Source organism: Rhodobacter sp. 4.3.4 (assembly GCF_058724655.1).
Window position 1 is genome coordinate 58,763 of record NZ_JBZXDU010000004.1, and the last position, 11,886, is coordinate 70,648.

12 protein-coding genes are annotated in these 11,886 nt (G+C 62.7%); 8 read left to right on the top strand and 4 right to left on the bottom strand.

Features of this window, described 5'->3' with window-relative positions; genetic code table 11:
* Positions 1-171 precede the first annotated feature (171 nt).
* On the bottom strand, positions 172-978 hold the full coding sequence (locus tag AC4PTB_RS18995; RefSeq protein ID WP_492192773.1) for a COG4705 family protein: 807 nt from the start codon (positions 976-978) through the stop codon (positions 172-174).
* Entirely contained in the window at positions 975-1,679 is a 705-nt protein-coding gene (locus AC4PTB_RS19000; RefSeq protein WP_492192774.1) for a hypothetical protein, read from the bottom strand. Before AC4PTB_RS19000 ends, AC4PTB_RS18995 begins: the two co-directional genes overlap by 4 nt.
* 171 nt (positions 1,680-1,850) lie before the next feature.
* Between AC4PTB_RS19000 and AC4PTB_RS19005 the strand changes: the two genes are divergently transcribed.
* The 3 genes from AC4PTB_RS19005 to AC4PTB_RS19015 are packed head-to-tail and all read left to right on the top strand — an operon-like array spanning position 1,851 to position 5,861.
* Positions 1,851-2,528: a winged helix-turn-helix domain-containing protein gene (locus AC4PTB_RS19005; protein WP_492192775.1), complete on the top strand. Its 678-nt coding sequence runs from the start codon at positions 1,851-1,853 to the stop codon at positions 2,526-2,528.
* Positions 2,515-3,876, top strand: coding sequence for a sensor histidine kinase (locus tag AC4PTB_RS19010; RefSeq protein ID WP_492192776.1), 1,362 nt, complete (start codon positions 2,515-2,517; stop codon positions 3,874-3,876). Before AC4PTB_RS19005 ends, AC4PTB_RS19010 begins: the two co-directional genes overlap by 14 nt.
* On the top strand, positions 3,873-5,861 hold the full coding sequence (locus tag AC4PTB_RS19015) for a bifunctional DedA family/phosphatase PAP2 family protein (RefSeq protein ID WP_492192777.1): 1,989 nt from the start codon (positions 3,873-3,875) through the stop codon (positions 5,859-5,861). Before AC4PTB_RS19010 ends, AC4PTB_RS19015 begins: the two co-directional genes overlap by 4 nt.
* 8 nt (positions 5,862-5,869) lie before the next feature.
* Here the strand turns inward: AC4PTB_RS19015 and AC4PTB_RS19020 are convergent, their stop codons facing one another.
* Both AC4PTB_RS19020 and AC4PTB_RS19025 read right to left on the bottom strand, forming a co-directional pair.
* Positions 5,870-6,490 (bottom strand): undecaprenyl-diphosphatase, encoded by a 621-nt coding sequence (locus tag AC4PTB_RS19020; protein WP_492192778.1) that lies wholly within the window; start codon positions 6,488-6,490, stop codon positions 5,870-5,872.
* A gap of 9 nt (positions 6,491-6,499) precedes the next feature.
* Complete coding sequence (locus AC4PTB_RS19025) at positions 6,500-7,108, bottom strand: cytochrome b/b6 domain-containing protein (protein ID WP_492192779.1); 609 nt, start codon at positions 7,106-7,108, stop codon at positions 6,500-6,502.
* Positions 7,109-7,282: 174 nt separating this feature from the next.
* Between AC4PTB_RS19025 and AC4PTB_RS19030 the strand changes: the two genes are divergently transcribed.
* The 5 genes from AC4PTB_RS19030 (at position 7,283) to AC4PTB_RS19050 (ending at position 11,878) form a co-directional block, all read left to right on the top strand.
* Positions 7,283-8,470, top strand: a complete 1,188-nt coding sequence (locus AC4PTB_RS19030) for an MFS transporter (protein ID WP_492192780.1) — start codon at positions 7,283-7,285, stop codon at positions 8,468-8,470.
* 122 nt (positions 8,471-8,592) lie between these two features.
* Positions 8,593-8,997: a hypothetical protein gene (locus AC4PTB_RS19035; RefSeq protein ID WP_492192781.1), complete on the top strand. Its 405-nt coding sequence runs from the start codon at positions 8,593-8,595 to the stop codon at positions 8,995-8,997.
* A gap of 199 nt (positions 8,998-9,196) precedes the next feature.
* Positions 9,197-9,934, top strand: coding sequence for an ABC transporter ATP-binding protein (locus AC4PTB_RS19040; RefSeq protein WP_492192782.1), 738 nt, complete (start codon positions 9,197-9,199; stop codon positions 9,932-9,934).
* The gene (locus AC4PTB_RS19045) at positions 9,934-10,878 is read left to right on the top strand and encodes an ABC transporter permease (RefSeq protein WP_492192783.1); all 945 of its coding nucleotides are present in this window, start codon (positions 9,934-9,936) and stop codon (positions 10,876-10,878) included. The genes AC4PTB_RS19040 and AC4PTB_RS19045 overlap by 1 nt, the downstream gene beginning before the upstream one ends.
* Positions 10,871-11,878, top strand: coding sequence for an ABC transporter permease (locus AC4PTB_RS19050; RefSeq protein ID WP_492192784.1), 1,008 nt, complete (start codon positions 10,871-10,873; stop codon positions 11,876-11,878). Before AC4PTB_RS19045 ends, AC4PTB_RS19050 begins: the two co-directional genes overlap by 8 nt.
* Positions 11,879-11,886 lie beyond the last annotated feature (8 nt).

Here is an 11,886-nt window from a genome sequence, read left to right on the forward strand (position 1 = left end):
GCCGACTGCGGCTTCTGGAACATCATCGAAGGAGAATGCTGGCCAACCCGGGGCCTGGAGGGAAAGGGGCTGTCGGCATCCGCCTTGGAGGCGGCCGGACAACAGCCTTCTTTCTGTCAAGCATGTACCGCAGGCTGTCGTGCGGGGAATGGCCAGCGGCAGGCCACGTGATCAGTTCACGGCAACCCGGTCTTCGCCGCGCCGGGTGACGCTGATCCAGACAACGATGAGAATGATCGTGCCCAGGAACAGAGCGCTGGTGACGATGGTGCCAAGGCCGAGTCCGCCATATTGGGTGGGCTGGGACAGGAAGTCACCAAACGATGCGCCCAGCGGGCGGGTGAAGATATAGGCCAGCCAGAACCCCAGGATCGCGTCAAGGCCAAGGAAGAAGTAACCGAAGGTCAGCGAGGCGATGATCATTCCGAACAGGACGCCGCTGGCAAGGTATCCCAGACCGAAGGCTTCGGCGACCAGATCGCCTGACGCCGTGCCCAGGGCGAAGGTGAAGAGGATCGCCAGCCAGTAGTAGGCCTCACGCTTGGTGGTGAAGATCTCGTGGATCGACAGGGTCTTCTCGGATGCGAACCAGACCGCGAAGGTGACTGCAAGCGTAACGGTGAATACGATTGTCGTTGTGATCAGCGACACGCCGAAGTTGTCGACCAGGTTGTCGGTCACCAGCGTGCCGACGATGCTGATCAGCACGACCGACAGCCAATAGGACCACGGCACATAGCGCTTCTTTGCGAATTGCAGCACAAGCGCGCCGATCAGCACGGCCGTCATCAGCAAGGACGTTGCCGTCAGGCCCAGCCCGAGATTGACGGCCAGATAGTCGGCCGCCGTCTCGCCCATTGTGACGGCCATGAGTTTGATCAGCCAGAATTCGGTGGTGACCGCTGGCACGCGGTTGATGGCGGAGCCCGAGGTTTGCATCGGAGCGGTTCCTTCAAGTGAGGAGGAAATGTTGGTCATGGCGTCACCGATTTTGCGGATTGCAGCGCTGCCTGAAGGGCGGCGAGCGTTTCGGTCACGTCCTTCGCGTCCGGTGTCGTCGCACGAACCGCGTCGAGTGCGGCATCAGCAGCAGTATCGACTGTGCCCCAGGCCGCCCCGTCCAAGGCGCGAAGCGAGCTGGCCTTTTCGTCCCAGGCTGTTTCAAAATCTGTGATGCGCGTCTTCGCTGCCGCGAAGTCGGCCTTGTCGGCATCGTCCTGAACATCGCTGATGATTGCGGTAAAGGCCGATGTATCGCCAAGCCCTGCGGCAACGGCTGCGGGCGCGGCCGCGTTTGCTTGAACGGGCGCGCCAAGGCTTGTCTGCAACGCGGCGAGGGCTGTCTGGATCGTGGCTGCATCGGGTGCTGATGCGCGAACCGCCTTCAACGCCGTGTCGGCGGCGCCGTCGATGTTGTCCCAAGTTGCCGGGTCGAGCGACCGTAGACCTTTTGCATTTTCATCCCAGGCGATTTCAAAATCCCTGATGCGGGTTTTTGCGCCCTCGATGTCGCCTTTGGCAGCGAAGGCTTGCACATCGGTGATGATGCCGGTGAATGCAGACGTGTCGCCGATGCCCGCGCTGACTTGCGGCGCTGCCGGGGCCAAGAAAACCTGATAGCCTGAGAATGCGGCCACAGGCAGCGCGATCAGCGCCGTGGCGAGCAAGAGTTGTTTCATGGTGCGCTCCGTTTGGGGCCGGAGTTTGCCCGGCTTGCGGCGTTCTGAGCGCCCAATCCTGCAGCCAGCTTTCGCCCGGCTTACAGATTTGTATGGTGGCCGCGACCTTTGTGTTAAGCCGCCGGCTTAGTCCATCAGGCATCAGACCTGTTCCGAACGTGAAAGACCCCGATGCGTATTCTCCTGATCGAAGATGACCCTTCTGCCGCCGACTATGTCTCACGCGGGCTGATCGAGAATGGGCATGTCTGCGATGTGATGACGGACGGCACCGATGGGCTCTTCTCGGCAACGCGTGAGGCCTATGACGTTTTGGTGGTGGACCGTATGATCCCCGGTCTGGACGGCCTTTCGCTGGTGCGAGCATTGCGGGCGGCCGGGCGCAAGACGCCGGTACTATTTCTAACCGCACTTGGCGGCATTGATGACCGGGTCGAGGGGCTGGAGGCCGGGGGCGACGATTACCTGACCAAGCCTTTTGCCTTTGCCGAGTTGCTTGCACGGGTCAACGCTCTGGCCCGCCGCCCACCGGTGCAAGAGGTGAAAACGGTGCTGCGCGTCGCGGATCTCGAACTGGATCTGATGCGCAGGCAGGCGTCACGCGCAGGTCAGCCGATAGACCTGTTGCCCAAGGAGTTCACGCTCTTGGAGGTGCTGATGCGCAACGAAGGTCGCGTCGTCACCCGCACCATGCTGCTCGAGCGTGTCTGGGATTTCCACTTCGATCCGAAAACCTCAGTGGTGGAAACCCATATCAGCCGCCTGCGGGCCAAGATCGACAAGCCCTATGACGTGGCCCTGCTGCACACCTTGAAAAACATGGGCTATTCGCTTCATGCGCCCCGCTGATCTCTGGCGGCACAGCTCGTTCCGGCTGGCACTTGGCGTCACCCTGGCTGTGCTGGGAGCGCTGATCCTGGCGGGCGCTGTCGGCTATACCATGCTGCATCGGCAATTGGCCGACCGGCAGGACGCCCGCCTGCGAGAAATATTCACGACATTCCAACAATCGGATGCGGCGGACCAACAAGACCTGATCGAGGCCATTGCTGCGCGCATAAAGGCCAGCCCCGATAGGTCTTCGGTCTATCTGTTGCGGGATGCCGACGGCAATGTCCTGATCTCGAACATCAACGACATCGCAATACCCGCGGGCTGGTCTACCGTGGAAGCGGCCACATTGGATGTTCCGACCGATTATCCCTACCGCATGTTCGCGGGCAATCTGCACGGCGACTATTTAGTCGTCGGCTTGAGCAACGCGGATCTTGATGATCTTGCCGAGATCATTCTGACCGGCTTTGGCTGGGCCGCCGCGGCCGTCCTTGTTGCGGCGATTGCTGCCGGGTCCTGGATCGCCTACCGTCTGCAACATCGCCTGAATGACGTGACCGAAACGCTGGCCCGTGTCGCAAGCGGGGATCTGTCCACCCGCCTTCACGTCTCAAAACGCGGTGACGATCTGGACGTGATTTCGGGCGAGATCAACCAGACCCTTGCCCGCCTTGGCGCCTTGGTCGAGGCGATGCGCCAGGTCAGCGCCGATATTGCGCATGAGTTGCGTACGCCGCTGAACCGGCTTCGCATCCACATCGAGGAGGCCGCGCGCAATGCCGAACGCGGTGCGCCCGTCGATGACGACCTTGCCGCCGCCATCCTTCAAAGCGAGGCAATCGACCAGACCTTCTCTGCCCTTCTGCGCATCGCCCAGATCGAGGCCGGAGCCCGGCGCGAGAAGTTTGAGCCCGTCGATCTGGCAGCCCTCCTGGCTAGCGTCGCAGAGGTCTATGCCGACGTGGCCGAAGATGCCGGTCACAGCCTGCGCAGCTTTATCACCGAAGCGGCGTGGGTCATGGGCGACCGGGAGTTGTTGACCCAGGCCTTCGCCAACTTGATTGAAAACGCCATCCGCCATTGCCCGTCTGGTACTCAGATCTCCTGCGCAGTACATGCCAGCGGCACCGCAGTGACTGCTTCGGTCATAGACGCGGGTCCGGGTATCCCGGCGGCTGAGCACGACCTTGTCCTGCGCCGCCTTTATCGCCTTGAAAAAAGCCGCACCACCACGGGCACCGGGCTTGGCCTTTCGCTGGTCAAGGCGGTTGCAGACCTGCACGGCGCGGAAGTAGCCCTTGGCGATGCATCGCCCGGGCTGCGGGTTGATTTGAAGTTCCCCAGAATAGTCGGTGTGTCGTGACTCAACTGCTTTCTCAATTTGTCGATTTCCTTGGCCAGCATCAGCATCTTGCGATCCTGTTTGCCTTCCTCGTGGCCTTTGGCGAGGCCTTGCTGATCCTTGGACTGTTCGTGCCCTCGACGGTGGTCTTGGTGGGCCTTGGCACGTTGATCGGCTTGGGAAAGATGGCGTTCTTGCCGGTATTTGCTGCGACAGTTGCCGGTGCGATTGCCGGGGACGCCCTGTCGTTCTGGGCTGGGGTCCACTGGAAACAGCAGATCCGCACGTTTTGGCCATTCTCGCGCTACGGCAGTCTGATGGACAAGGGCGAGGCGTTCATCGCCCGCCACGGTGGCAAGAGCATCTTCATTGTCCGCTTCATCCCCGGCGTGAAGGCCGTGGTGCCGACGATTGCGGGGATGATGGGCATGACCACGACCCGCTTTGCACTGGTCAATGTCGGGTCAGCGATTGTGTGGGCCGCAGCGCATCTGCTGCCTGCGGTTGCCCTTGGTCGCGGCCTTCAGGTCGCCCATGCAGCCAATCCGCGCATTGCCATCCTGATCGGGCTGGCAGGTGTTGCTGCGGTCCTGTCATGGGGTCTGCTGCGCATTTTGCGTGGCTTTGTCATTCCTGTGGCTGACCGAGGTCGGCTGGCGCTCGCGCTGTGGCTGGAACGCCGGGAAGGCGGCAGCAGATCGCTGGCCGGGGTGTTGCGCAACGACGACCGCAAGCTGGAGGCAGCGGCGCTGATTGGGCTGGCCGGTGTTGCACTGGCCGGATTTGGGCTGGTGCTGGCGGCTGTTGTCTTTGATCCCGAAGTTGTGTTCGCAGATGCCGCCATCTCGCAATTCGTGCAGGGCCTGCGGACGGATTGGGCAACATCGGCCATGGTCGGCATCACCATGCTGGGCGACACGGCCGTTCTGCTGCCGGTCGCGGTTCTGCTGATTGCCGCCCTTCTGCTGGCCCGGCAATGGGTCATGGCGGGCACCGTAACGGCGGCCAGTCTTGCTGGGGTGATCTTTGTCCCCGTGTTCAAGACGCTGCTGCATCGTGCGCGTCCGATCCCGATGTATCAGGGTGCTGATGGTTTTAGTTTTCCAAGCGGTCACTCCACGCTCGCCACGATCATCTTCGGGATGCTGGCACTTATGGTCGCACGGACCATACCCTCGCGGTTTCGGGGCTTGGTCTACGGCGGCTCTGCCACTTTGATTGCGCTAATCGGCGTGTCGCGGGTTTATCTTCAGGCACACTGGCCGAGCGATGTGCTGGCAGGCATGCTCTTTGGCAGCGCCTTGATCTGCGTCGCGGCACTTATGATGCATGCGCGGGTCGTCACGGTGTCGCGTCAGCTGCTGGCTACGGTCCTCACCATCACGGTGATTGCCATCATGCCGCTGCACATCTGGACCGGTTGGGCTGCCGCTTCGGCTCGCTATGATGCCGCCCCGCCGGTGGCAACGCTTGCATCGGCCGACTGGTTGGCGGGCGGCTGGCAAAAGGAGCCGACCCACCGCATTTTGCTGGACGGCGACGCCGGCGAAGCGATGCTGCTGCAAACGTCGATGCCGCTGGCGGACCTGGTCACTGCCCTGCAAACCGCCGGATGGCAACCATCCGATGTCACCTTGTCCGGGGAGATCATCTCGGCGGTTCTGCCGTCACGCCAGCCGCTCGACTTGCGCGCTCCTTGGCCGATGACGCATCTTGGCCGTTCGGCATTGGCAACCCTCACCAAGGCAGGTGCGTTGGATCAGCGGTTGGTCTTGCGGATCTGGGCTACGCAGACGGCCATTCAGGACGGGTCGTCCAAGGCGCCGTTGCTCATGGTGTCGCTGACGGCTGACCGGTTGGACCCCGTGGCATTCGACTATGCGCAACTGGAAGAAGCCGCATTGGCGGCTGAAAGGATCGCCACCGAAAAGGCGGCCATCGTGGCGGCACTGCACCAGACCAAGGCGGACGGCGTTTTGGAGTTGCCGCCCGCGCTTGGGCCCTGACAGCGGCCCTATCGGTTGCGGGGAAAAACCGCCTGCGGCAACCCAAGTCGGCGAAGTAGGAGTTCGTAGACGGAAGTGAGTCTCGGATAGACGCTGCGACGCAGGGAAGGGCTTGCCAGCCGCACCACCAGAGACGCTAGAGCGGCAACGCCAAAAGCTCCGATCATGTCCAGGGGGAAATGCACACCGAGGTAAATCCGCGACCAGGCCACGCCGAAACCGAAGACCAGAACGACAGCGCCCAGTCGGCGCGTCCGGGAATTCAGCAAAAGCGGGATCGCAAGGCCGAACATCAGTGTGGCGTGATCGCTGGGAAAAGACGCCTCGGCTGCATGGTCGAGCAGTTGGCGGCCCAGTCCGACCTCGAAGGGTCTTGGGTGATACCAGATGGCCGTGATGACTTGCGCAAGCCCCAAGCCGATCAGCGCCGTGAGTGTCGCGTCAAGCAACACGAACCGCACGGCTCTGCCAGGGCGCACCCATGCGACAACAAACAGGGCTGGCGCGAGATAGATCGACCAGGCGGCCAATAGTCTGGCAAGCGCAATGACAAGTGCCGGGGCTTGGGCCCCGGCATTGACGGCAAGGAACGCAGATTGGTTCCAATGCTCGATGACAGATGGAGTCAAGGTTTTGGCCTACTTTCCAAAAGACCACATGATTGCAAGGCTCATCGACCGCAAAAGATGATGCAGCACCGCCAGGCCGGCATGCGCGATCAGATAGGCCCAGACCAGATTGCCAAGAGCAAGGTGAACGGTCATGGCGAGCATTCCGTCGGGTTCGGCCGAGTGCATCCCAAGCGCGACTTGCACGAAATAGACCGCTCCTGAGGCGGCCATCGCCGAGATCAGCAGCAGTCCCAGACCGTGAATAGCTGAGGGCAGCGCCGCTTGCGCGTCATGCGAAGGCAGCCGCAGGTGCAGGGCCGCAGCGCCGTGAACCTTGATATCCCGCCAAAGCGCCGCGAGACGTCGCCCCGAAAACCACGGGATCAGAGCGCCAAACTCTGTCCCACGGGACCGCAGCAGGATCGTCAGCCAAAGCCCGAAGGCCAGAACCGTGGCCACAAGGCCCGAATAGCGGTGAAGCTGAAACAGGATGTCGCCCGGCTGCACATCGTCTGGCCCTTGCATGGCAAGACTGGTCATGAGCTGGCTGATGATGGCAAGCGCCAGCCCAGCGTGAAGCAGCCGGGTCGTCCGGTTGTGCCGGGGTTCAGGAAGGACGTCAGGATCGCGGGGCATGGTGGGTGGTTCCAATTGTGCAGGCCAGAAATCAGGCCGATACGCACCGTCTAAGGCGCTGCAACAGCGGCAGCCTTTCGGCCAGATTACAAATTTGTAAGTCGGCGGTGCAGTGCTGCAATTGCGCAGATACGGCAAGGCACCGCATTGTCGGGGCCTATTCCAAAGCGCCAAGTGACCGGAGAAGTGACTGTGTTCAAAGCAAACCGCAGCAAGATCCCCGCCGGAATCTGGGTCTTGGGCTTTGTCAGCCTGCTGATGGATATCTCGTCCGAGACGATCCATAGCCTCTTGCCGTTGTTCATGGTCACGACGCTCGGAGCCAGCGCGCTGATGATCGGGCTGATCGAGGGGCTGGCCGAGGCGACAGCTTTGATCGTCAAGGTGTTTTCCGGGGTACTCAGCGATTGGTTCGGGCGCCGCAAGGGACTGGCGCTGATCGGATACGGGCTGGGGGCGGCTACCAAGCCGTTGTTCGCACTGGCTCCCGGCATTGGTGTCGTGCTGACGGCGCGGTTGCTCGACCGGGTGGGCAAGGGCATTCGCGGCGCGCCGCGCGATGCGCTGGTGGCCGACATCGCCCCGCCCGAGTTGCGTGGTGCCGCCTTTGGGTTGCGTCAGTCGCTGGACACGGTGGGCGCATTTGCTGGGCCGTTGTTGGCGGTTGGCCTGATGCTGCTGTGGGCGAACAATTTTCAGGCGGTGTTCTGGCTGGCGGTGATCCCTGGCGCCTTGGCCGTCGCCCTGCTGGCTTTCGGCGTGAAGGAGCCCCCGCGACAAACCGGGGCGGTCCGGCAAAACCCGATCCGGCGGGATAATCTGGCCCGCCTGCCCGCCGCCTATTGGCAGGTGGTGGGCATTAGCGCCGTCTTTACCTTGGCCCGATTCAGCGAGGCGTTTCTGGTGCTGCGCGCGCAGCAAAGCGGCATCCCCCTGGCCATGGTGCCGCTGGTCATGGTGGCGATGAACGCGGTCTATGCCCTCTCGGCCTACCCGTTCGGCAAACTGTCCGACCGGGTCAGCCACAGGTCGCTGCTGATGGGCGGGCTGGCAGTGCTGATCCTGGCCGACCTCATCCTGGCAAGCTCGACCCATTGGGCCGTCGTTCTGGCGGGGGTAGCCGTCTGGGGCGTGCATATGGGCATGACGCAAGGCCTGCTGGCCGTGATGGTGGCGGATACCGCGCCTGCCGATCTGCGCGGCACTGCCTACGGCTTTTTCAATCTGGTCAGCGGCATTGCCTTGTTGGTGGCTAGCCTTGTGGCGGGCGTGGTGTGGGACGCTCTGGGTGCCTCGGCGACATTTCTGACTGGGGCCTTGTTCAGTGCCTTGGCCTTCTTGATGCTCTACAGGCGCGGCTGAAATCCGCCCGGCTCTCGCAGCACTTGAGGATGTAAGCGCGCTGAAAGGCCGGTGTAAGACGGCCTCCCCATCTTTCCCTCATCAGGCCGCACCCCCGCGGTCATGATTGACTGGAGAGACACATGAAAACGAAAACTTCCCTGACCATCACCGGCGCGCTTCTGGCGCTGACCCTGATCTCGGGCACCTCGGTCTTTGCCGAAACCCAAGGCAAGGAAGACCCGATGGCCGAGGCGCAGGCCTTCCTCGCCTCGCCGACCAGCCTGTCGCAGGCGATCACTGCGGCCGAAGCGGCGGCAGGCGGCAAGGTGTCGTCCATCGAATACCAGAGCGGCGAAGACGGTGCGCCCGATCTGATCATGGCGGATGTCGTGCTGGCCGATGGCAGCGAGAAGACCGTCGCCATCAACCCGGCCGATGGCAAGGTGATGAACGTCACGTTGGCCGAAAACGATCAGCAGGGCGATGAACAGGACGGCGAAAACGGTGGTGACGGTGAGCAGGACGGCGAAACCGCCAACAACTGATCACTGATCCCGCGACAGGAAAGGCGGTGCCGCACGGCGCCGCCTTTCTCTTTTCCGGATCACGGCTGCCAGAAAATTCCGGACTTACAAAACTGTAAGCTGGGTGAGAGGCACCTGCGGTTTGGGGCGGGCAATGAGGGTTCATCAACACCCTGCCGCAGTACGCCCCACAAAAGGAACCCCAAGAATGCCAGACCCCATGATCCGGACAAACCGGCTGACCCAGTCCTTTGATGGCGTCATCGCTGTTGACGCCCTGTCGCTGGAGATCGCCAAGGGCGAGATCTTCGGCTTTCTGGGTCACAACGGCGCAGGCAAGACCACGACGATCCAGATGCTGACCACGCTGGCACGCCCCGCCTCGGGCACGGCAACCATTGCGGGCCACGACATCGGCACCGACCCTTTGGCGGTGCGGCGCGCCATCGGCTATGTACCTGAAAACGTACGGCTCTACGATACCCTGACGGCCGCCGAGAACCTGATCTTCTTTGCCAGCTTGTCGGGTGTCGCGGCCCCCGAGCGCAGGGTGAACCAGGTGCTCGACCTCTTGGACTGCGCCTACCTGGCAGACAAGCGAGTCGGTGGGTTTTCCAAAGGGATGCGTCAGCGGGTGGGTTTGGCGCAGGCCATTCTGCACCAGCCCGAAGTCCTGTTTCTGGACGAGCCGACGTCGGGCCTTGATCCCATGGGCATCAAGATGCTTCGCGATCTGATCCTGCGCCTGAACACCGAGTTCGGGATGACGATTTTCATGAATACCCACCTGATTTCCGAGATCGCCAAGACCTGCACCAGCATCGCGGTGCTGAGCCATGGCAAGCTGGTCTTCCACGACCGGATCGAGGCCGTGACCGCCCGTTATGGTGACGATGCCGCACTGGAGGAGCTTTACCTGTCGCTGACCCCGGTCGGCCGTCTGGCCGAGGTGGCGTGATGAGCGGCGCAACCTCTCCCAGCTGGCTGATCGCCCGCCAATCGGCGCGCTTCGTGCTGCGCGAACGCACGGTGGCGCTGTTGTCGCTGATGTTCGTGGTTCTGCTGCTGATTTCGGCCTGGCTTGGCTGGTCGGCCACCTCGACCGTGAACCGCATCTATCTGGATGCGGCTGCGTTCCTGAAATCCTCGGGCCAGCCAGTGCCAACCAACCCGGTGCTGGACATCTCGCCCCTGTCACTGATGCGCAACATGTCGGTCTATGTGGCCTTGATCGGGGCCCTGTCGGCCATCGTGATCGGCAATCGCCTTGTGGGCCTTGATCGCAAGGCGGGGGTGCTGCCGCTGATCGGCATCCGGCCCCTTGGGCGCAGCGCCTATGCGGGCGGCAAGATCGCCGCGCTGGCGGGGCTCACCCTGGGATTGACGGTCGTGGCCTCGTTGGTGGCAGTTGCGACGTTTCTGGTCCTGCCGGCCGTCACGCTGACGGGGATGCAATGGGCGCAACTGGCCGGGTTCATGGGCGTCACCACGCTTTACATGGGGTTCTTCGGCCTGATCGGACTGGCCGCCGGGGCCGCAGCGCGGTCGGAAACCGTGGGGCTGCTGCTGCCGGTCACTCTGTGGCTGACGCTGACCTTCATCTTTCCGCAACTGACCGCCAACCTGAACCCGACCGCGGCGATCAATCCAGTCTCGGCGCTGGCCGTGCCGCCGGACACCACCTTCTTTCACTGGGCGGCACGCATCCTGGGGCCGTTCTCGCTGGCCGATGCCTACAAGTTCGCCTCGGCGGGGCTGCTGGATTACCTGCCGCAGGGCATCACCTCGCCGTCCTTCATTCCCCCGGTCCTCAACCTGATCCTCGCGGCCGGTGTTGCCTTGGCCTTGGCCTGGCGCGCCCTGACCCGGCTGTCGATGACGCAAGGAGGCTACAATGTCTGACCTTACCCTGACCCCCGTCCTCTCGCCTCCGACACCTGTCCGCACCATTGCAGCCAAGGATATCCGCGATGCCCTGCGTGATCGTTTCATCCTGATCGTCACGGGCTTTCTGGGGCTCGCGGCCTTGGTGGCGCTTGTCACCGGCGCCATCGCCCTGCGCGGCGATGTGGCCACCTACGAGGCGGCAAAGGCCTCCCTGCTGGCGCTTGGCAAATCTGCCGACGCGATCAAAGCCCCTGAATTCTACCCGCTGCGCCTGTTGCGCGGTGCCATCGAACAGATCGAGATCATCGGGGCCGCCATCGCGATCCTGATCGGATACCGCTCCGCTGCCAGCGAGCGGGGTCGCCAGACCCTTTCGCTGATGCTGACGCGCCCGATGCGCCGCTGGCAATTCGTGGCCGGCAAGGCCCTGGCGGGGATCGGCCTTTTGGCGAGCGGTCTGGCTCTGGTGCTGGGCGGGCTCGCGCTGATCCTGCACCTGATGTCGGGAGTTGGTCTGACGTCGGATGACCTCTTGCGCATAGCCATCGTCTGGGGCGTGTCGGTGGCCTATACCGCGTGCTTCTTCCTCGTCAGCTTCATCCTGGCGCTGCACATGAAACAGTCCAGTCACGCGCTTCTGGTGGCCTTCGCGATCTGGCTGACGCTGGTGCTTGTGGCGCCCCAGATCGGTGACACGCTGGACCCCGACAATCAGGTGGCTGGCGGCGTGTTCAAGCAACTGAACATCGCCAAGCCCGATCAGGTCGAGATCATGAAGGGTTTCGCCACTTTCGAGACGGTTCGTGACGGCATCGAACAGGCCTCTGTCACCAAACATTTCGAGCGGTTCACCTTCGCCGTGCTGGGCATCAAAGCCACCTACGCCGGACTGCCGCTCGGCCCCATCCTGATCGAAATGCTGGGCAACCTGATCTGGATTTTTCTGACCGCCCTCGGGCTTGGCGCGCTGGCGCTGGCCCTTCCTCTCAACCCCGACCGGCTTGCAAAAGCCTGACCTCAAAG

Excerpts from the sequence above, each read along its gene's own strand:
- AC4PTB_RS19005 (WP_492192775.1), top strand. The coding sequence starts at position 1,851 with ATGCGTATTCTCCTGATCGAAGATGACCCTTCTGCCGCCGACTATGTC.
- AC4PTB_RS19010 (WP_492192776.1), top strand. The coding sequence starts at position 2,515 with ATGCGCCCCGCTGATCTCTGGCGGCACAGCTCGTTCCGGCTGGCACTT.
- AC4PTB_RS19000 (WP_492192774.1), bottom strand. The coding sequence starts at position 1,679 with ATGAAACAACTCTTGCTCGCCACGGCGCTGATCGCGCTGCCTGTGGCC.
- AC4PTB_RS19035 (WP_492192781.1), top strand. The coding sequence starts at position 8,593 with ATGAAAACGAAAACTTCCCTGACCATCACCGGCGCGCTTCTGGCGCTG.
- AC4PTB_RS19050 (WP_492192784.1), top strand. The coding sequence starts at position 10,871 with ATGTCTGACCTTACCCTGACCCCCGTCCTCTCGCCTCCGACACCTGTC.
- AC4PTB_RS18995 (WP_492192773.1), bottom strand. The coding sequence starts at position 978 with ATGACCAACATTTCCTCCTCACTTGAAGGAACCGCTCCGATGCAAACC.
- AC4PTB_RS19040 (WP_492192782.1), top strand. The coding sequence starts at position 9,197 with ATGATCCGGACAAACCGGCTGACCCAGTCCTTTGATGGCGTCATCGCT.
- AC4PTB_RS19025 (WP_492192779.1), bottom strand. The coding sequence starts at position 7,108 with ATGCCCCGCGATCCTGACGTCCTTCCTGAACCCCGGCACAACCGGACG.
- AC4PTB_RS19045 (WP_492192783.1), top strand. The coding sequence starts at position 9,934 with ATGAGCGGCGCAACCTCTCCCAGCTGGCTGATCGCCCGCCAATCGGCG.